21 protein-coding genes, 1 tRNA gene, 1 other RNA gene and 1 pseudogene are annotated in these 20151 nt (G+C 41.3%); 19 read left to right on the top strand and 5 right to left on the bottom strand.

What is annotated here, in order from left to right; genetic code table 11:
* Nucleotides 1–56 precede the first annotated feature (56 nt).
* The 4 genes from rdgB to F542_RS06445 are packed head-to-tail and all read left to right on the top strand — an operon-like array spanning nucleotide 57 to nucleotide 2207.
* Nucleotides 57–653 carry an RdgB/HAM1 family non-canonical purine NTP pyrophosphatase gene (rdgB, locus tag F542_RS06460; protein ID WP_015432308.1) on the top strand — a complete coding sequence of 199 codons (597 nt, stop codon included), beginning with the start codon at nucleotides 57–59 and terminating at the stop codon, nucleotides 651–653.
* A gap of 10 nt (nucleotides 654–663) precedes the next feature.
* Complete coding sequence (locus F542_RS06455; protein ID WP_015432309.1) at nucleotides 664–981, top strand: YbjQ family protein; 318 nt, start codon at nucleotides 664–666, stop codon at nucleotides 979–981.
* A complete protein-coding gene (locus tag F542_RS06450) occupies nucleotides 981–1445 on the top strand; it encodes a YcgN family cysteine cluster protein (protein ID WP_015432310.1) in 465 nt (154 codons plus the stop codon). Before F542_RS06455 ends, F542_RS06450 begins: the two co-directional genes overlap by 1 nt.
* 9 nt (nucleotides 1446–1454) lie before the next feature.
* Nucleotides 1455–2207, top strand: coding sequence for an SDR family oxidoreductase (locus tag F542_RS06445; RefSeq protein WP_015432311.1), 753 nt, complete (start codon nucleotides 1455–1457; stop codon nucleotides 2205–2207).
* A gap of 62 nt (nucleotides 2208–2269) precedes the next feature.
* Here the strand turns inward: F542_RS06445 and leuD are convergent, their stop codons facing one another.
* The 4 genes from leuD to rsuA form a co-directional block, all read right to left on the bottom strand.
* Nucleotides 2270–2875: a 3-isopropylmalate dehydratase small subunit gene (gene leuD / locus F542_RS06440; RefSeq protein ID WP_025267138.1), complete on the bottom strand. Its 606-nt coding sequence runs from the start codon at nucleotides 2873–2875 to the stop codon at nucleotides 2270–2272.
* A gap of 94 nt (nucleotides 2876–2969) precedes the next feature.
* A complete protein-coding gene (leuC, locus tag F542_RS06435; RefSeq protein WP_015432313.1) occupies nucleotides 2970–4376 on the bottom strand; it encodes a 3-isopropylmalate dehydratase large subunit in 1407 nt (468 codons plus the stop codon).
* A gap of 316 nt (nucleotides 4377–4692) precedes the next feature.
* On the bottom strand, nucleotides 4693–5886 hold the full coding sequence (locus F542_RS06430) for a Bcr/CflA family multidrug efflux MFS transporter (protein ID WP_015432315.1): 1194 nt from the start codon (nucleotides 5884–5886) through the stop codon (nucleotides 4693–4695).
* Entirely contained in the window at nucleotides 5886–6578 is a 693-nt protein-coding gene (rsuA, locus tag F542_RS06425; RefSeq protein ID WP_015432316.1) for a 16S rRNA pseudouridine(516) synthase RsuA, read from the bottom strand. The genes F542_RS06430 and rsuA overlap by 1 nt, the downstream gene beginning before the upstream one ends.
* Nucleotides 6579–6942: 364 nt before the next feature.
* Here rsuA and F542_RS06420 point away from each other — a divergent pair, with 364 nt between their 5' ends.
* The 5 genes from F542_RS06420 to trpA all read left to right on the top strand — a co-directional run bounded on the left by F542_RS06420 (nucleotide 6943) and on the right by trpA (nucleotide 12372).
* Nucleotides 6943–7593, top strand: coding sequence for a YchE family NAAT transporter (locus F542_RS06420; RefSeq protein ID WP_015432317.1), 651 nt, complete (start codon nucleotides 6943–6945; stop codon nucleotides 7591–7593).
* Nucleotides 7593–9146: a peptide ABC transporter substrate-binding protein gene (locus F542_RS06415; protein WP_015432318.1), complete on the top strand. Its 1554-nt coding sequence runs from the start codon at nucleotides 7593–7595 to the stop codon at nucleotides 9144–9146. The genes F542_RS06420 and F542_RS06415 overlap by 1 nt, the downstream gene beginning before the upstream one ends.
* The gene (apbC, locus tag F542_RS06410) at nucleotides 9146–10243 is read left to right on the top strand and encodes an iron-sulfur cluster carrier protein ApbC (protein WP_015432319.1); all 1098 of its coding nucleotides are present in this window, start codon (nucleotides 9146–9148) and stop codon (nucleotides 10241–10243) included. The genes F542_RS06415 and apbC overlap by 1 nt, the downstream gene beginning before the upstream one ends.
* Before the next feature lie 126 nt (nucleotides 10244–10369).
* The gene (trpB, locus tag F542_RS06405) at nucleotides 10370–11560 is read left to right on the top strand and encodes a tryptophan synthase subunit beta (RefSeq protein WP_015432320.1); all 1191 of its coding nucleotides are present in this window, start codon (nucleotides 10370–10372) and stop codon (nucleotides 11558–11560) included.
* A complete protein-coding gene (trpA, locus tag F542_RS06400; RefSeq protein ID WP_015432321.1) occupies nucleotides 11560–12372 on the top strand; it encodes a tryptophan synthase subunit alpha in 813 nt (270 codons plus the stop codon). Before trpB ends, trpA begins: the two co-directional genes overlap by 1 nt.
* 79 nt (nucleotides 12373–12451) lie before the next feature.
* Here trpA and F542_RS06395 read toward each other — a convergent pair whose 3' ends face one another.
* A complete protein-coding gene (locus F542_RS06395) occupies nucleotides 12452–13216 on the bottom strand; it encodes a TOBE domain-containing protein (RefSeq protein ID WP_025267137.1) in 765 nt (254 codons plus the stop codon).
* Between the two features lie 201 nt (nucleotides 13217–13417).
* Between F542_RS06395 and F542_RS11210 the strand changes: the two are divergent.
* The 10 genes and pseudogenes from F542_RS11210 (at nucleotide 13418) to F542_RS06350 (ending at nucleotide 20005) form a co-directional block, all read left to right on the top strand.
* Nucleotides 13418–13875: pseudogene (locus F542_RS11210) on the top strand (type II toxin-antitoxin system RelE/ParE family toxin).
* A 1-nt stretch (nucleotide 13876) separates the two neighbouring features.
* Nucleotides 13877–14188: a helix-turn-helix domain-containing protein gene (locus F542_RS06385; protein WP_025267136.1), complete on the top strand. Its 312-nt coding sequence runs from the start codon at nucleotides 13877–13879 to the stop codon at nucleotides 14186–14188.
* 87 nt (nucleotides 14189–14275) lie between these two features.
* Complete coding sequence (modA, locus tag F542_RS06380) at nucleotides 14276–15031, top strand: molybdate ABC transporter substrate-binding protein (RefSeq protein WP_015432325.1); 756 nt, start codon at nucleotides 14276–14278, stop codon at nucleotides 15029–15031.
* A gap of 82 nt (nucleotides 15032–15113) precedes the next feature.
* Nucleotides 15114–15800, top strand: a complete 687-nt coding sequence (gene modB / locus F542_RS06375) for a molybdate ABC transporter permease subunit (protein ID WP_015432326.1) — start codon at nucleotides 15114–15116, stop codon at nucleotides 15798–15800.
* A complete protein-coding gene (gene modC / locus F542_RS06370) occupies nucleotides 15800–16855 on the top strand; it encodes a molybdenum ABC transporter ATP-binding protein ModC (RefSeq protein ID WP_015432327.1) in 1056 nt (351 codons plus the stop codon). Before modB ends, modC begins: the two co-directional genes overlap by 1 nt.
* 85 nt (nucleotides 16856–16940) lie before the next feature.
* Nucleotides 16941–17016 (top strand) — tRNA-Ile (locus F542_RS06365).
* 137 nt (nucleotides 17017–17153) lie between these two features.
* A complete protein-coding gene (locus F542_RS06360) occupies nucleotides 17154–17837 on the top strand; it encodes a 2,3-diphosphoglycerate-dependent phosphoglycerate mutase (RefSeq protein ID WP_015432328.1) in 684 nt (227 codons plus the stop codon).
* A gap of 99 nt (nucleotides 17838–17936) precedes the next feature.
* Nucleotides 17937–18326: RNase P RNA component class A (gene rnpB, locus F542_RS10830), an RNA gene on the top strand.
* Nucleotides 18327–18380: 54 nt separating this feature from the next.
* Complete coding sequence (locus F542_RS06355; RefSeq protein WP_081601335.1) at nucleotides 18381–19016, top strand: DUF1007 family protein; 636 nt, start codon at nucleotides 18381–18383, stop codon at nucleotides 19014–19016.
* Entirely contained in the window at nucleotides 19013–20005 is a 993-nt protein-coding gene (locus tag F542_RS06350) for a nickel/cobalt transporter (RefSeq protein WP_015432330.1), read from the top strand. The genes F542_RS06355 and F542_RS06350 overlap by 4 nt, the downstream gene beginning before the upstream one ends.
* The last annotated feature ends 146 nt before the right edge of the window (nucleotides 20006–20151 follow it).

The raw sequence follows: 20151 nt of genomic DNA, 5'->3' as shown, positions 1-20151 counted from the left end.
CGTGAGCATCACGCCCCTACATATTCATAAGGTTACAATAACGAAGAGAAATTAAGATGACAAAACAAAAAATCGTACTCGCCACCGGCAACAAAGGCAAAGTAAAAGAGATGGCAGACGTGCTTGCTGATTTCGGATTTGAAGTGGTGGCACAAAGTGAGTTTGGCATTGAAAGTCCTGAAGAAACAGGCTTAACTTTTGTGGAAAATGCACTGATTAAAGCACGTTATGCGGCTCAAATGACAGGATTACCGGCAATTGCTGATGACTCAGGTTTAGCGGTTGATGCATTAGGTGGTGAACCAGGGTTATATTCCGCACGCTATGCTGGAGTCGATGGTGATGATGCGGCAAATCGTCAGAAATTATTAACTGAAATGGCAAATGTTGCTGATGAAAATCGTACGGCTAAATTTGTCAGCTGTATCGTGATGTTACAACACGCCACCGATCCCACGCCAAAAATCGCTATTGGCGAATGTTTTGGCACAATTTTAAATGAAGAACGTGGTGAGAATGGCTTTGGCTACGATAGCTTATTTTTCTATCCGCCCAAAAATTGCAGTTTTGCTGAATTAGAAACTGTTGAGAAGAAAAAGATTTCACATCGCGCTATCGCATTACAATCCCTAAAACAACAGTTACAAAAATAAGGAGAGCTAAATGATTATTACCACAACACCGACTATCGAGGGCAAACAAATTAGCGAATACAAAGGACTTGTTTTTGGCGAAGTCGTGGTAGGGGCAAATATTATTCGTGATTTTTTTGCAGGCATTACCGACATTATTGGTGGACGTTCAGGGGCATATGAAAGCAAACTCAATGCCGCTCGCAAAGAAGCGTTGAAAGAGCTGGAATTTGAAGCTCGCAAGGCTGGGGCAAATGCCGTAGTTGGCGTTTCGTTTGATTATCAAACCTTAGGGACAAAAGATATGTTTGTGGTGGCAGCAACAGGCACAGCAGTTGTGGTGCAATAATGTTGCAAAAAAATTCACAAAATCTACCGCTTGAGCCCAATTTCTGGCAGAAAAAATCGTTGCTTGAAATGAATGAAACGGAGTGGGAAGCCTTATGTGATGGCTGCGGAAAATGTTGCTATCGCAAATATATTCAAGGTCGAGGCAAACGAGAGCGGTTGTATTACACTCGGGTAGCTTGCAATCTTTTAGATGTAGAAACAGGCAAATGTACTAATTATCCTAATCGCTTCAAAATTGAATGTGATTGTACGAAATTAACCAAAAAGAATTTGCCTGATTTCGGCTGGTTGCCACAAACCTGTGCTTATCGCTTACTCTATGAAGGCAAACCCTTACCTGATTGGCATCCACTGATCTCAAAAGATGCTCATTCAGTAAAAACAGCAGGTATGCTCATTCCGAATGGCATTCACGAAAAAGATGTGATCGATTGGTTTGAGTTTGTGATTGATGAAATATAGGAGAAAAGTATGAAAACCGCATTAGTAACAGGGGCAACTGCTGGTTTTGGCTTGGCAATTTGTAAAACCTTAATCCAAGCTGGTTATAAAGTAATCGGTACAGGCAGAAGGGCGGAGCGCTTAGCCAAATTGCAGGCTGAATTTGGTGAGCAATTCTTGCCATTGGCGTTTGATGTGTCGAATGTTGAACAAACAGAAAAAGCGTTAAATAATCGCCCAGCAGGTTGGCAGCAAATTGATTTGCTTGTTAATAATGCAGGATTGGCGCTGGGCCTAGAACCTGCACATAAAACCAATCTTGCTGATTGGTATCAGATGATCGATACCAATATCAAAGGGTTAGTTACTGTTACGCGTTTAGTTTTACCTGAAATGGTTGCTGCCAACAGCGGGCATATTATCAATTTAGGCTCTATCGCAGGGAGTTATGCTTACCCTGGTGGTAATGTTTATGGTGGTACTAAAGCCTTTGTAAAACAGTTTAGCCTGAATTTGCGTGCAGATTTGGCAGGGACAAAAGTGCGAGTAACGAATGTTGAGCCGGGGTTATGTGGCGGTACAGAATTTTCAAATGTACGTTTTAAAGGCGATGACGAAAAAGCCGCTAAAGTTTATGAAAACGTGCAATCGGTACAGCCGCAGGATATTGCCGATATTGTATTGTGGCTTAACCAACAACCGTCACACGTCAATATCAATCGGATTGAAGTGATGCCAGTGGCTCAAACTTTCTCACCACTTGCGGTTGCCAAAGGCGTGTAGTATCAAAAATGCCTATCATTTGATAGGCATTTTGCATTTTTCTGTTTTATTTTGACCGCTTGTTAGCGTAAGAATGCAGGGATTCTACTTTCATAATCAGCAATCTTGGCTTCATGTTGAAGCGTTAAGCCGATATTATCCAAACCATTTAATAAACAGTGGCGGCGGAATTCATCAATATCAAATGAGTAGGATTTGCCATTGGCTTCCACCGTTTGTTTTTCTAAATCAACAGTAATTTTTGCTCCTTCATTTGCACTAACATATTTGAAAAGTTCATCCACCTCTTCTTCTGTCAAACGCACAGGAAGCATTTGATTATTTAGGGCATTGCCGTAGAAAATATCGGCAAAACTTGGGGCAATAATGACACGAATACCATAATCATCTAATGCCCAAGGTGCATGTTCACGGGAAGAGCCACAGCCAAAATTCTCACGAGCCAGTAAAATACTCGCACCTTGGTAACGTGGAAAGTTGAGTACAAATGAGGGATCGGGCTGTGTGCCTTCATCATCTAAAAAACGCCAGTCGTGGAATAGATGAGCCCCAAAACCAACTCGAGTCACTTTTTGTAAGAATTGTTTTGGAATAATTGCATCAGTATCTACATGCGATACATCAAGTGGTACGGCTAAGCCAGTGTGTTGTTTAAATTCTCTTGCCATGTTATTTTTCCTTAATTTGGTACGGATTGCTCGGGGCGTATTACATACGCCCACGAACACAACGATTGCGTCCCTACATGTGGGAACGTAGCATTTAGTGTAATTCTACATCTCGAATATCAACGAATTTGCCGAATACTGCCGCTGCTGCCGCCATCGCTGGGCTGACTAAGTGAGTGCGACCACCACGACCTTGGCGACCTTCAAAGTTACGGTTAGAGGTTGATGCACAACGTTCTCCAGGTTGGAGGCGGTCATTATTCATTGCCAAACACATTGAACATCCAGGCTGGCGCCACTCAAAGCCTGCTTCAATAAAGATTTTATCTAAGCCTTCTTTTTCAGCTTGTTCACGTACAAGTCCTGACCCCGGAACGACAAGCGCTTGAACATTTGCTGCTACTTTACGCCCTTTGGCCACCGCCGCAGCAGCTCGTAAGTCTTCGATACGAGAGTTGGTACAAGAGCCGATGAAGACTTTATCTACAGAAACATCGGTTAATTTAATACCCTGTTCTAATCCCATGTAAGCTAGCGCTTTTTCTGCTGCTTGGCGAGTGATTGGATCACTCATTTCTGCTGGGTTTGGAATGTTTTCATTGACACCGATCACTTGCCCTGGATTGGTTCCCCATGTCACTTGAGGTTCAATTTCTGCCGCTTCTAAGGTTACTACTGTATCAAATTCCGCACCTTCATCGGTGTGAAGGGTTTTCCAATAGGCAACCGCATCGTCCCAATCTTTGCCTTTAGGGGCACTTGGCTTGTCTTTTAAGTAAGCAAAAGTGGTTTCATCAGGTGCAATTAAACCAGATTTCGCCCCTAATTCAATTGCCATATTACACACGGTCATACGACCTTCCATAGAAAGATCACGAATCGCTTCACCACAGAATTCAACAACGTGTCCCGTACCACCAGCCATTGTCGTTTTACCGATAATGGCTAATACAATGTCTTTTGCGGTGATACCTTCACGTACTTTACCGCGCACTTCAATTTTCATTTTTTTCGCACGGGCTTGTTTTACAGTTTGAGTGGCAAGCACGTGTTCAACTTCTGATGTACCGATACCAAATGCCAATGCACCAAAAGCCCCGTGCGTTGCGGTGTGAGAGTCGCCACAAACAATGGTCATACCCGGTAACGTTAAGCCTTGCTCTGGCCCCATTACATGTACGATACCTTGATTGATATTATTAATATCGAACAGTTTTACCCCGAATTGGTCGGTATTTTTGGCAAGTTCCACCATCTGAATACGCCCCATTTCACCCGAACCGCCAATATCACGGCTATCTGTAGGCACGTTATGATCCATCGTTGCAACGGTTTTGCTTGGTTGGCGTACTTCACGATTCATTGCACGTAAGCCATCAAAAGCCTGTGGAGAAGTCACTTCGTGCACCAAATGGCGGTTAATATAAAGCAATGGTGTTTCACCCGCAGCCTCATGGACAATATGGGCATCAAACAATTTTTCGTATAAGGTCTTTTTCATAGTCACGCTTCCAACTCTAATCTAAAAATGGCAAGCGGTGAAAATTTGCAAATTTTTTGCAAAATTCAACCGCTTGTGAATGGTTTGGAATATAACGTCTATCAATATGAATGTAAAACGCTATTTTTAGGGCAAAAATAGGATTTTTATTCTGTTTGAAAAGCAATAAATAGCCGATTTTGAGTATTGTGCAGTGAAAAATATGGTAGCTGTTTGCTTTTTTAGCGTGATATTCAGTGAATATTCTGATTTACAGAGCTTTTCTATATTTACGGCAAATTGATTATGTTTGAATTAAAAGGTAAATCCTATCAAATTACTGTGCTTTATTTCGACAACATAAGAAATAGTATGCCGCAAAACAACTAAAGGTACAGAGAGCCATCGCATAAAGCATTGGGCGTTCAGAGGTGAGAGTAACCATAGAAAGCAAACCACCAATAATTGAGCCAAGCCCAAAACGTGCCGTGCCTGCGACGGCATTTGCAGTGCCAGCCATTTGTGGATAGCGATCTAAAATCGCGGCAGTAGCATTACTACCAATGGTAGAAAGCACCCCGACAAAGAAAGGAACGCCGAATGCCATTGACCAGAAGCCAAATTGAAATGTCGCTGAAATAGCAAGCCAGAGGCCTGCAGTAAATTGAATCACCAAACCAACTCGTAGCATTTTCTCTGAGCCAACTTTGACCACGAGTTTGCCGTTGATCACTGTCATCACCATCATTACTGCAATATTCATAATAAAGAAGTAACCGAAATGTTCAGGTGAAACCCCATAAATACCGATGTAAACCAGTGAGCCTGAGGTTAAAAAGCAGAACATGCCAGCAAAGGATAAACCGCCAACTAGTACATAGCCTAGAGTTGGTTTGTGGGAAATTAAGGCAACAAAATTTTTGATGATATTACTGAAATTTAGTGGTTGGCGTTTTTCTTTTACTAAGGTTTCAGGGATTTTAAAACCGATCAAGAGTGCACAAAGCCCCCCCATCAGCATTAAAGCATAAAAAATTGAGTGCCAGTGAAACCATTTTGCTAGGTAGCCGCCAAGAATGGGGGCAAGCAGTGGGGCGATCATTGAAATAATCATGATGACAGACATCATCTGTGCAAAGCGATTGCGCTCAAATAAGTCACGCACTAATGCGCCTAATACTACAGCAGGTGCTGCACCACATAAACCTTGGATCAAACGCCACAGATAGAAATTTTGGATATTTTCAACATGGGTGAGAAACAGGGCTGCAATGGCTGAACCAACTAAACCGAGTAAAATAATCGGTTTACGCCCAAAACTATCAGCTACTGGTCCCCAGAACAGTTGTCCGCCTGCAAAACCAATGGTAAATACGGCAAGAGTGGCTTGTACGCTTTCTTGTGAAACCTTCAGGTCTTGAGCAATATCAATAAAGGAAGGAAGATACATATCGATCGCAAGGGGAGGGAGCATTGCTAGCATTCCCATAATGATCACAAAACAGAGATGTTCTCGTTTAGCTACATTCATTAAAAACCTCCGATTTCTTGTTTATTCAATGCACGAAATTCACCTTCTTCGAGTGTTTCATCTAAAATAATCTCACCAATCCGCCAGCGGTGTAGAGCCACAACTTTATTGCCTAATGCGGCAAACATGCGTTTTACTTGATGATAACGTCCTTCAGAAATCGTGAGATTGAGATTATAGTCGTCTAAAATTTCCATTTCTGCTGGTAGTGTTGGCGTTTTTTCGCCGCGCAAGAGAATACCCTCACGTAATTTTGGGGCATAAAAATCTTCGATAGGATCAGCAAGAGTGACTAAATAGGTTTTTTCACAATGGTGTTTTGGGGAAGTGATCCGGTGCGACCATTTACCATCATCAGTTAAAAGTACTAAACCTGTGGTATCTACATCTAAGCGTCCTGCGGTGTGCAAACGGCTGCTGAGAGGGTAATCAAAGAATTGGAAGACAGTCGGATAATCGCCATCATCGTGGGAACAAACGCAGCCTTGTGGCTTATTCAGCATAAAATACTGTCCGGTTTCAACCCATTCTAGGCGCTCGCCATCGTAGTAAATTTCATCCTGTTGGCTAATTTTAATCGCACCAGCTTTAACGATTTCACCGTTTACGGTGATTAAACCTGCTTTAAGCTCTTTGGCCGCTTGTGAGCGAGTTAAGCCGGTATTTTCTGCAATAAATTTATCTAAACGCATTAGTGTCCTTTTTATGTTTTGAAAAACAGAGAATCGATAGTTGATTAAGAGTTGTTACTGTACTTAGCTTCGTCACAAATGCTTGCGTTTGAAATTAGTTTTACCGAGAGCACGCAGTATGGGCGTAGTGAATAAAGAAAGTAACCAAAAGAAAGGCGTCCCGACTTTGCGGCTTTTCTTTGCTTGATTTGAATTTTTAGAGCGAAGAATCTTCATTTTAGGCTAAGAATAAATCTCTTTGTAAATTCAAATGCGCACAAGCGGAACGAAATGTTTGGGATTATACGCTTATTTTGGTTTTTACAGTAAAAAAATTTACTTTCCTGAATTATAATGCTCCCAAATTTCTCAACGAGATCACGCTGTGGATATTTTAAACTTCGCTATCTATTTACAATTTTTTATCGGATTGTTTGCAATTGTTAATCCTTTTGGGACATTGCCGATCTTCTTTAGTATGACGGCTCATCAATATGAGACTGAGCGCAACCGTACCAATTTAATTACTTCTATTTCAATTGCGGTCATTCTTTTAGTTAGCCTTTATTTCGGCAAAATCATTCTGGATGCTTTTAGTATTTCACTTGATTCTTTCCGTGTGGCAGGCGGGATTTTGATTGTGAGTATTGCGATGACGATGATCAGCGGTAAGCTGGGTGAGCATAAGCAAAATAAAGAAGAGCAGAAAGCAGATCTGACTGAATATGAAAATATTGCGGTTGTGCCATTGGCTATGCCAATTATGGCGGGGCCAGGGGCGATTGGTTCAACGATTGTGTGGGGAACCCTCTACCATAATTGGGTCGATTTTGTCGGCTTTAGTGTGGCAATTGTGCTATTTGCGTTAATCTGTTATGTGCTGTTTCGTTTTTCTGCGCCTTTGGTGAAAAAATTAGGGCGGACAGGTTCAAATGTTGTTACTCGTATTATGGGGTTGATTTTGATGTCACTCGGTATTGAAATTATTGTTGCCGGTTTAAGCAATCTTTTTCCGGGATTAACGGCGGTAAGTTAATGAACATTGGGAAGGCTTTTGGGCTACAAGCGCTCCATTTTGCAAAATATTGTGCAAAACGGAGCGCTTGCCTCTGCTTAACTGTGGGGTTATTAGCAAGCTGTGAAAAGCCAGAACCGTTAGAACTTATTCCACCTCCAGAAAGAAGCGATACATTACTAAGTCGTGCATTATTGAATAGTACGTTACAGCTTGATCCGCATTTTGTGACCAATGTAGCAGAAAGTGCGTTAGTTCGAGATTTATTTGTCGGACTGACTGCCTTTGATCAATATGGCAATGTTATTCCCGCCGTAGCTCGACATAGTTTTAGCGAAGATGGGAAAACATGGCTGTTTATACTAGATGATAATGCCGTTTGGTCAAATGGTGAAGTAGTCAGTGCAGATGATTTCGTGGCGAGTTGGCAGCGCTTATTAGATCCACAATCTGCATCGCCTTGGGCTAATTATCTGGTTGATATGCACATTGATAATGCTAAGGAAATTCTTACCAAAGAAATGCCACTTTTTGAATTAGGTGTGAGAGCATTAAGCTATAATACATTACAAATTGAGCTGGAAGAGCCTAATTTTCAATTGCCAGCTATGTTGGCTCATGTGGCACTATTGCCAAGTTATAAAGGGCAAAAGCCAGAAAACGAGCTCATTTCAAATGGCGCTTATGTGTTGGAAGGTATTGAAAAACAGCGTGTTACATTGCAAGCGAGAGAAACACATACGGCATTTCAGCATGTGATCTATCAACGAGTAGGTGAAAAGCAGAGTTTGCAAGGATTTGATTTAGTTGAAAACCCGCCCATAGATTATCCGAATGAGGCATTTAGACTACCAAGACTGTGTAGCTATTTTTATGAATTTAACTTTAGTGATCCAGTCATTGGGCAGAAAAGTGTCAGACAAGCAATTCGCTCAATGCTTGTTACACCTGAAATTGGCAAGGGGCTTGGTATTCCGCTACATTCGATTTTGCCTACGACAATGTTGGAAGGACAGGATCATCTGCCTTTTACTGGCAGTGCAGAATCTATTTTGGCGCAAACGGAGTTAGATTATACTAACCTCCCACCTTTTACACTCACTTTTGGAAAAGATGAGTTACAGCAATTGGTTGCGAATCGTTTTGTGCGCCAGTTGACCCAGTCAGATCTCTTTCGCATTCGCTTACAAGCCATGGATTTTGCCGAATTAGAGGAGCTGCACCAGCAGCAGAATTTCCAGATTATGCCAAGGGAAATTTGTGCAGCTTATACAGACCCATTGGTTTTCTTAGCGCAATTTCATTCTCAAAGCATGGATAATCATAGTGGTTATGGCAATGAAAAAGTGGATTCATGGCTAGATGAATTACAGTCACGCCCTTTGACACAAGAACAGCGTGATGAAAGAATAATGAAAATTGTTCAGCAGATTAACGAGGATGTGGCGATTTTGCCACTTTTCCAATATCAACGTAAAATAGCGCTAAATCCAAGCATTATCGGCATTCATAAAAATAACGATAGTGGTGTGGTCTATAGCAAAGATTTATCTAGACAAACAAAGGACGAGTAATGAACTTACTGACAGAACAACATATTGTTGAAATCAAAGGGATTTTACAAGCATTTAGCCACCCAACATTACACAAAGATTTAATTACCTTAAACGCATTTAAAAAGGCTGAATTAGGTGGGGAGACTTTACGAATTGAATTAACCATGCCATTTGCATGGAATAGTGGGTTTGCCGCATTAAAAGCTGCAACGGAAGAGAAGTTGAAAGCAAGCTGTGGTGCAAGCGGTGTAAAATGGGTATTAAATTACCAAATCGCGACTTTAAAACGTGCTAATAATCATCCGGCCGTAAATGGCGTAAAAAATATCATTGCGGTCACCTCTGGCAAAGGTGGGGTAGGGAAGTCAACAACGTCTGTCAATCTTGCTCTTGCCTTGCAAGCTCAAGGAGCAAAAGTGGGGATTTTAGATGCAGATATTTATGGCCCATCAATTCCACATATGTTAGGCGCTGCAGATCAACGTCCAACTTCGCCAGATAATCAACATATTACGCCAATTATTGCGCATGGCTTACAATCTAATTCAATTGGTTATCTAATGGAGCCAGATAATGCCACCATTTGGCGAGGGCCGATGGCAAGCAGTGCGTTAAGTCAGTTATTACAAGAAACATGGTGGAATGAGCTCGATTATTTAGTGATCGATATGCCTCCTGGCACGGGTGATATTCAACTTACTCTCTCACAGCAAATTCCTGTCACCGGTGCCGTTGTTGTTACCACACCACAGGATATCGCTCTACTTGATGCAATTAAAGGCATCTCTATGTTCCAAAAAGTGTCAGTGCCAGTATTAGGTATTATTGAGAATATGAGCGTGCATATCTGTGCAAACTGCGGTCATCACGAACATATTTTTGGTACAGGCGGAGCAGAAAAAGTCGCACAGCGTTATGGCACACAAGTGCTAGGGCAAATGCCGTTGCATATTCGTTTGCGTGAAGATTTAGATAATGGTATGCCAACAATGGTAGCAGCACCAGATCACGAAATCAGCCAAGCTTATCTTGAGTTAGGTGCTAAAGTCGCAGCAGAACTTTATTGGCAAGGCAGCGTTATCCCGTCTGAAATTATGATTCGGGAAGTAAAATAGAGAATAAGCGAAAAACTGGAAGCTAGCTTCCAGTTTTTTGTTTCGTGTTTTCCTTAAAAATTCCCCTTTGCTTTTGTACTAGTTTAGTAGTACACTCTCATTACTCATTTCTAACAGGAAGCGACTATGAACACACTTCTCAACCCTTATTTTGGTGAATTTGGTGGAATGTACGTTCCCGAAATTCTTGTCCCTGTGCTAAAAGAGCTAGAAAAAGCTTTTGTGGAAGCACAAAACGATCCGGATTTTCAGGCGGAATTTGCCGATCTTTTGAAAAACTATGCAGGTCGTCCAACAGCACTCACCCTTTGTCGCAATCTTACCAAAGGCAGTAATACCAAGCTCTATTTAAAGCGTGAAGATTTGTTGCACGGTGGTGCGCATAAAACCAATCAAGTTTTAGGGCAGATTTTGTTGGCAAAACGTATGGGCAAAACCCGCATTATTGCGGAAACGGGGGCAGGGCAACACGGTGTGGCAACTGCATTAGCGTGTGCCATGTTGGATATGCCTTGCGTGGTATATATGGGGGCGAAAGATGTGGAACGTCAATCGCCAAATGTATTTCGTATGCGTTTGATGGGGGCGGAAGTCATTCCTGTAGAAAAAGGCTCTTGCTCGCTGAAAGATGCTTGTTGTGAAGCGATGCGTGATTGGGCGGCAAATTATGAGACCACCCACTATTTGCTTGGCACCGCCGCAGGCCCGCACCCATTCCCAACCATTGTGCGAGAATTTCAAAAAATGATTGGGCAAGAGACCAAACGCCAAGTGTTAGAGCGTGAAGGACGTTTGCCTGATGCGGTCATTGCTGCGGTGGGCGGTGGTTCTAATGCCATTGGTATGTTTGCCGATTTTATTGCAGAAGAAAGCGTGAAGTTGATTGGTGTTGAGCCAGCAGGCAAAGGCATTGAAACAGGTGAACACGGTGCACCGCTTAAACACGGTACGACGGGTATCTATTTCGGTATGAAATCGCCAATTATGCAAGATAAAGATGGGCAAATTGAAGAATCTTACTCCGTTTCAGCAGGGTTAGATTTCCCATCGGTTGGGCCACAACACGCTCATCTTAATGCAATCGGACGAGCAGATTATGTCTCGATTACCGATCAAGAAGCCTTAGACGCTTTCCAAGCGTTAGCGAAAAACGAAGGGATTATTCCTGCATTAGAAAGCTCACACGCACTAGCTTACGCATTGAAATTAATCGCTCAACACCCAGAGAAAGAGCAACTGTTAGTGGTGAATCTTTCAGGACGTGGCGATAAAGATATTTTTACGGTAGATAGAATTTTGAATGGGGGGAATGAATGATGAATCGTTTTGAACACTGTTTTGCCAATTTGAAAGCGCAAAATCAAGGTGCTTTTGTTCCCTTTGTTACTCTTTGTGATCCTGATTTTGATCGCTCGTTGCAAATTATTGATACGCTAGTGGAAAATGGGGCTGATGCGTTAGAGCTTGGTTTTCCATTTTCCGATCCCTTATTAGACGGCCCTGTCATCCAAGCGGCAAATAAACGAGCCTTAGATGGTGGATATAGCACTGACAGCTGTTTTGAAATGTTGGGCAAAATCCGTGCGAAATATCCCGCAATCCCGATTAGCTTGCTGCTTTGTGCAAATCTCGTCTTTGTCGCAGGCGTAGAGCGCTTTTATCAACGTTGTGCGGAAAATGGCGTGGATGCAGTGTTAATCGCTGATCTACCAGTGGAACTGGCTGATGAATTTGCACCAATAGCGAAAAAATACGGTATTGCGCCGGTGTTTATCTGCCCACCGAATGCTGATCAAGCGACCATTGAAAAAGTAGCACATTTAACCGAAGGCTATACTTACTTAGTTTCTCGAGCGGGTGTAACTAGTGCGGAAAATCAAAGCCATTCTGCCAATTTAGATCATTTAGTGGAGGCTCTCAAGCGGTCAAATTCTGCTCCAATTTTGCAAGGTTTTGGGATTGCCAAGCCCGAACAAGTAAAACAGGCATTAGCGTTAGGTGCAGATGGTGCAATTTCAGGTTCGGCGATTGTCAAAATTATTGAGCGAAATTTGGATAACCAAGCGAATTTGTTGAACGAATTAGGCGTATTTGTGAAAACGATGAAAGCGGCTAGTTTGCATGGTTAATAATCTGCAAGCGGTTGATTTTTCAGGAAATATGCAAATCAACTGCTTGTTTTGTATGGTATAAATAAGGGAAAGCCTGTTAAATCGTTAATAGCACAATCTGTTCTGGATCAATGGTGATCCAAACTTCTTGTCCTTGCTGCCAAAGCTGCTCACGAGACCCGCTTGCAAAACAGGTTATGCCGGCCCAATCTAGCGCAATATCTTGATTTTTCTCTTTATCTACCACTGAGATAACTTTTACTTGAAACACATTTTCACCTTTTGGTTGTTTACTATGTAATTTTAACCAAGGGGCTTTAATCATCAACATTACTGGTTTCCCCCTTTCCAACGCTAGCCGTTCGGCACTTTGAACAGTAATACAAGCGGTTAAATATTGTGGAAACTCTGCAAGTTTTACCAATACATTACATTTATTTTCTTGAGAATATAGTGTTTCAACTGTACCAAAAAACTGATTTCTAGCACTGCTTTTTAAGGCAAATTTAGCAGTGGCGAAAAGTGAGTTATCCAGCGGAATATGTTCATCTTGCAGAATGTCAAAGGCTCGTTGTTGAGTCTCTTCTAACAAAGCATAAAGTTGTAATAACCGCTCAGCGTAGCGAGTTAATACTGTCCCTCCGCCATTTTTTCCCCCTGCTGTGCGTTCAAATAACGGTTTTGGGCTAATTTCATTCATCAAAGATAAATGATCCCACGCACTTTTATAGCTGATTTGGCAATTTTTTGCTGCTTGATTGATAGAACCGCACTGTTTGATTTCGTTTAGCAACGCAATACGTTTTGGGTCAGCAAAGAGGGCTTGGTTGAGTTTAATGGTGAGTAAAATTTCAGTGGACATCGTATTTTTTGATAGTTTTAACTTGTGAAATTGTAGCATAACAGTAGGATTTGATAAGAATAAAAAATGAGCAGGTTTCAGCATAGTACTATGCTGTTCCCTTAGCTTGACAGCTAAGGGAAACTATTATTAATCATAACCGCTTTCCCAAGCGGTTATTTTTTACCTAAAATTTGCAAATTTAAAAAAAGCAAAAGTGAAATGTTATTTTCTCGATCAAGATCGCAAAAATCGATGCTGATGATTGTATTTGCTTACTCGCCTGTTATGCCTTATATCAAAGTGAGTTGTAATGCTAAGGAGTATAGCATGAGGATTTTTAAGACAAAGTATTTTGCGAAATTTGCTGAGAAAAATGATATTGATGATGAAATGTTGATTGAAGCGGTTGAGCGAGCTGAGCAAGGATTGATCGACGCAAATTTGGGTGGTAACGTCATCAAACAGCGAGTTGCACGAAAAGGGAGTGGTTATCGGACACTGATTTTATATAAAATCAATGGTAATCACTTTTTGTGTATGGTTTTGCTAAAAATCAGCAGGAAAATGTATCATCTAGGGATTTGGCAGATTTGAAACAGTTGGCGATGACTTTTTCAGAGTATAGTTTAGAAAAACTTAATTATTCCGTTAAAATGGGAAAATTAGAGGAGATTTAAAATGAAATATAGAAGCGAAATTGCAGAAGCAATACATTCCACAGCTGTGGATTTATTTGAAGCAGGTTTAATGGATAAAGCAACAATGCAATACTTTGATAAATCTTGTTTAACCGAAGTCAAACCGCTTTCACCCGATGAAATCAAAGCGATTCGTAAAAATAGCCAAACGTCACAAGCCGTCTTTGCAAATTATTTAAATATCAGCAAAAATTTGGTCTCAGAATGGAAAAGAGGCGTGAAAAAACCAAGTGGTACAGCGTTGAAATTATTGACATTGATACAACAAAAAGGGCTAGATGCGATAGCGTGATGAAAAGCGAGAAAATTATTCTCGCTTTTTTGAATGTAATCGTTATATAATTTTTTATATAACATTTCATTATCAAGGAGAAATACAATGAAAAACACTTTATCAGCCCTTGTGCTTAGCTCACTTTTTGCTTTTTCTCAAACTGCATCAGCGGAAAATATCACCGTGTTTGCTGCCGCTTCAATGACCAATGTATTACAGCAAATTGGGGCAGAGTATGAAAAAGCGTATCCCGAAGATAAATTAACTTTCTCTTTTGCAGGGTCTAGCACGCTTGCTAAACAGATTGAACAAGATGCGCCAGCGGATCTCTTTATTTCTGCCGATCAGAAATGGATGGATTATGTTGCAGAAAAACAGCCTGAAAAAACCAAGAACATTCAGATTTTAGTGGAAAATGAATTGGTGTTGATTGCGCCAAGTGAGAGTCAGCTTCAAGCAGAGAGCATTGCTGATATTGATTTTGACAAGGTGTTAAAAGGCACTTATTTAGCAGTGGGTGATGATAATGTGCCAGTGGGGCGTTATGCTAAAAAAGCATTAGAGCATTTGCAACTGTGGGATAAAGTGGAAAGCCGTTTATCTAAGGCAAAAGATGTGCGTGCAGTGCTTGCCTATATTGAGCGAGGTGAATTGCCATTAGGTATTGTTTATTCTACTGATGCAAAAGTATCAGATAAAGTGAAAACCGTCGCTGTTTTCCCACAAGAAAGTTATGGCAAAGTGGTCTATCCTGCGGCAACAATCAGTGAAAAAGCCGAAGCGAAACGTTTCTTAGATTATTTGTCGTCTGATACGGCAAAACAAACGTTTGAAAAAGCAGGGTTTAAGACGGTAGAATAATAAATGTAGGGGCAGACCGATGTGTCTGCCCAAATAAATGTTGGAATATCAGGGCGGATACATCGGTTCGTCCCTACTTAAAATGTTTAATTTTTCATTTCAAGAACTTAATGCAATCTATTTAAGCCTAAAAATCGCCAGTGTTGCGATATTATTTGCGTTACCCCTTGCGATTTTTGTCGCTTGGATTTTAGCTCGTAAAAATTTTTGGGGCAAAAATCTGCTGAATGGCATTGTGCATTTACCGCTGGTGCTTCCCCCTGTGGTGATTGGTTATTTATTGCTGATTTCCATGGCGAAAAAGGGCGTAATTGGGCAATATCTTTGGCAGTGGTTTAGTTTCTCGTTTAGCTTTTCGTGGCGTGGAGCAGTACTCGCTTCAATGGTAATGGCATTTCCTTTGATGGTGCGTTCCATTCGTCAAGCTTTTGAAGCAGTTGATCCCAAATTAGAACAGGCGGCTCGCACACTTGGTGCAAATCCACTCAAAGTCTTTTTTACACTTACGTTACCCCTCTCTTTTTCAGGCATTATCGCAGGTGCTGTATTAGGCTTTGCCCGCTCTTTGGGTGAATTTGGCGCAACTATTACCTTTGTTTCCAACATTCCTAATGAAACACAGACCATTCCAGCCGCACTCTATACCTTTATTGAAACCCCTGATGGCGAACTCGCAGCCGCAAGACTCTGCGCGGTGGCGATTCTTATTTCACTCGGTGCATTGTTTATCTCAGAAATGTTGGCAAGTCGGCAGAAGAAGTATCAATAATGTTAAGTATCAATGTAAAGCAGCAACTGAGCGATCTTCGCTTAGAGATTAATGTACAAATACCTCCCAAAGGTGTTACTGCTATTTTTGGACGTTCCGGTGCAGGGAAGTCCAGTTTAATTAATTTGGTAGCAGGGTTGTCGAAACCAGATTCTGGGTGCATCTATTTGAATGGACAAGCCTTGTTTGATTGCAAGCAAAATATAAACTTGCCGCCTGAAAAACGCAATGTCGGTTATGTATTTCAAGAACATCGCTTATTTCCGCATTATTCGGTGGAGAAAAATCTCAAATATGGTTGCAAGCGGGCGAATTCTGCAAAATTTTTGCAAATTGTACAGCTGCTTGGCATTACTCATTTGCTCGATCGTTTTCCAAATAGCTTGTCGGGAGGGGAAAAACAGCGTGTGGCAATTGGACGGGCATTATTAAGTGAGCCGGATATTTTGCTGATGGATGAACCGTTATCGGCACTCGATCTTCCTCGCAAGAAAGAGTTGCTAGACTACTTAAGCATATTGGCTCGTCAAGTGGCGATCCCGATTTTATATGTTAGCCATAGTCTTGATGAAGTGGTAAGGCTAGCCGATTATTTACTGTTATTGGAACAGGGAAAAATGGTGGCTTTTGATCGCACGGAGCAAGTTTGGCGCAGTGATGTGTTTAGTTCGTGGCAACCAGAAAAGCAACGCGTAAACCTGCTTGAATTACCGATTGTGGCAAAGAATGCACATTATCAGCTTGTGGGGCTTGGTTTAGGTGAGCAGTGTCTTTGGCTAAATGCGACACAACATTACCAGACTGGCGAGAAATTGCGTGTTACACTGAATAGTCGAGATATTTCTCTTACACTCACAAAGCCTGAACAAACCTCTATTCGTAACATCTTATACGGCAAAATTTGCAAAATTTCCGCAGAAATAGACCGCTTAGATCTTGCTATCCAAGTTGGTGAATATGAAATTTGGGCAAGTATTAGCCAATGGGCGTTTGATGAATTAGGATTAGCTGAAAATCAGGCAGTTTATTTGCAGATTAAAGCAGTATCTCTTTGATTTGCATTAAATTTCAGCGGATAAATCTTAAAAACTCGCTTTTTTATGGATTTCTAGTATAATCAGCACGTTTTCATTTCCCAATCCCCCCTTAGCTCAGTGGTTAGAGCAGGCGACTCATAATCGCTTGGTCGCTGGTTCAAGTCCGGCAGGGGGGACCAATCAAGTAGAAATTTCCTGTTAGTTTTAACTTAATCAAATTCCATCAAACTTTTTGGTGCTATTTATTTCTTTACGTAAAAAAATTTGCTATAAATGGCGAGTTTTCAAATCAACTTTTATCTTATAGGAGAAACTTATGGAATTAGTGCTTATCCGTCATGGTTTTAGTGAATGGAATGCTAAAAATTTGTTCACTGGCTGGCGTGATGTCAATTTAACTGAGCGCGGTGTGGAAGAAGCAAAAGCTGCGGGTAAAAAATTGTTGGAAGCTGGTTATGAGTTTGATATCGCATTTACTTCAGTATTAACTCGTGCAATTAAAACTTGTAACATTGTGTTAGAAGAATCTAACCAACTTTGGATTCCGCAAGTGAAAAACTGGCGTTTAAATGAGCGTCACTATGGTGCGTTACAAGGCCTAGATAAAAAAGCGACGGCAGAACAATATGGCGATGAGCAAGTGCATATTTGGCGTCGTTCTTATGATATTTCTCCACCAGATTTAGACCCACAAGATCCAAATTCTGCTCATAATGATCGCCGTTATGCGCATTTACCAAAAGATTTAATTCCAAATGCAGAAAACCTAAAAATTACTCTTGAGCGTGTTTTACCATTCTGGGAAGATCAAATTGCACCAGCACTATTGTCAGGTAAACGTGTTTTAATTACAGCACACGGCAACTCACTTCGTGCTTTAGCAAAACACATTATCGGTATTTCTGATGCGGATATTATGGATTTTGAAATTCCGACAGGTCAGCCGTTAGTGTTAAAACTGGATGACAAATTAAATTTTGTTGAGAAATTCTATCTGTAAATCGATTTCTGTGAAAAATGCCTGATTGTATCGGGCATTTTTTGTTTCAAGCGGTCAAAAATTTGCAAAAATCTGCAAATCTCTTTATACTCGCCCGCCTGAGTTGGTCAGACAATCGCTGGTCTATTGAAGCCCTAAACCGCCTGTTGCGAAACAGTTTGCGACCTAGTGGGACAAATAGACGAGAGGAAAGTCCGGGCTACATAGGGCAGAGTGCCGGATAACGTCCGGGGGGCGCGAGCCTACGACTAGTGCAACAGAGAGCAGACCGCCAGCTTTGGCTGGTAAGGGTGAAAGGGTGCGGTAAGAGCGCACCGTGCCAGTGGTAACATTTGGCAGCTAGGTAAACTCCACTCGTAGCAAGACCAAATAGGAACTCAATCGGTGGCCCGCCGAGAGTTCGGGTAGGTTGCTTGAGCTTGTGTGTAAATGCAAGCCTAGAGGAATGATTGTCCACGACAGAACCCGGCTTATCGACCAACTCACCTTATTCTTCAGCGAACAGAATTCTGTTCGCTTTTTTGTATCTTGCAGGAGATGACGATGAAGAAATTATTCCTTTCTCTGTTTGGCCTTTTGTGTTCTACCTCACTAGTTGCTCACCCGCATTCTTTTCTTGACATGCAGAATAAGGTGTTGATTAATCAAGATAAATTAGAAGGTTTTGAATTGACATGGTGGCTAGATGAAATTACCTCTGCTGAATTGATTTATGAGATTAAATCGGCGGCAAATCAGGCAGAAGCAATACAGAAAATCACGCGTGAAATGGATATTTCTGCGGTTGAAAATCACTATTTCAGTGAGCTCTATAATGCAGAAAATCAGCCGATTAAATTCAAGGCAAAGCCACAAAAGTCTTCAATGGAAATCAAAGATAACCGCATTGTTTACCGTTTCACGTTGGCATTATCTGACCCCCCAATGGTGAAAGGGCAATCTTTCCGTTTTTATACTTTTGAACCGAGTTATTACCTTTCCATGGCCTATGAAAGTGCAAAAGACGTAACCGCAAGCGAGCAACATCTATGTAAAGTAAGCATGGAAGAGCCAAAAGTTAATCAAGATCTGCGTTTATATGCTTCGCAGTTAGATAAAGAGGATATGCCAGATTTGCCATCAGAGAGTTTATCGTTGGGAGCGCAATTTGCTCAAAAAGTGAGTATTGTATGCAAATGAAGATAAAGCAACAATTAGGGGGCGTTGTCTTATTTGGCATAATTGGCACTATTTGGTATTTCTATCCGGTAATTTTATTTAAGGTGACAGAATGGCAACGATTATTTAACTCCGAGCTTTCCTCCTCATTAAAAAGTTTGCAGGCAAATAGTACTCAGGCAGGTTTTAGCCTGATTGTTGTGAGCTTTCTTTATGGCGTGTTCCATGCCGTTGGACCAGGGCACGGTAAATTTATTTTAACGGGCTACCTCTCTTTTGAACAAACTAAGCTCCCACAAGCAATTAAAATTACCTTGTTATCAGCGTTAGCACAAGGCATTGTTGCGATTTCATTAGTGACAGTTGTGGTGGTGCTATTTACGCTGTCGCGTCAATATCTTAACCTCACTTTAAAATGGATAGAACGTGGTAGCTTTTTGCTGATGATCGCTTTTGGAGGATACTGGCTTTATCAAGTTGGGCGAAAACTGCTTAAAGATAAACGCAACAAGCGCTTAAAAATTACGAAAATTTTGCAAATTTCTGGGCAGAATCGCCCGCTTGCTACTCAAGTTTCAGGTTGTCGCCATCAGGATGCCGCACATTGTAGTTGTGGGCATCGCCATTTGCCTTCTCACACTGAAATTGAGCAAGCGAGAGATTGGAAATCGTTATTCATGCTAATTTTGAGTATTGGCTTGCGCCCTTGTTCTGGCGCAATTTTGGTGCTATTTCTGGCATATACACTTGATCTTTACGCTTGGGGAGTATTATCGGCATTAGCGATGGCGCTAGGGACTGGGCTCACACTAAGCTTATTTGCTTGCTTAGTTTTATTTGCACGAAATCGTGCGATCCAAGCTGGGAAGTGGTATTTGTCGTTTGCAGAAAGTGAGTATCTTGCTTTAGGGCTAAAACTATTGGCAGCTCTGATCTTGATTTTGTTAGGTGTCGTATTATTCCATAGCAGTTTATTAGATAGCAGTAGCAGTATATTATTCAAGCGCTAAGATGGGTTGCTTATGACATAGCTTGGAAAGGATATTTTGGGCAAAAATGTTTGAAAGAGAGTGTTACCAGACTTTTATACACGAATCGCCCAATTATTTTTTTTTATAAAGACAATTAAAAAAACTTCTCAAATGTTAAAAAATCA

It is taken from the genome of Bibersteinia trehalosi USDA-ARS-USMARC-188 (genome assembly GCF_000521725.1).
Taxonomy (GTDB): Bacteria; Pseudomonadota; Gammaproteobacteria; order Enterobacterales; family Pasteurellaceae; genus Bibersteinia; species Bibersteinia trehalosi.
This window is presented reverse-complemented; position numbering and strand designations above follow the sequence as displayed.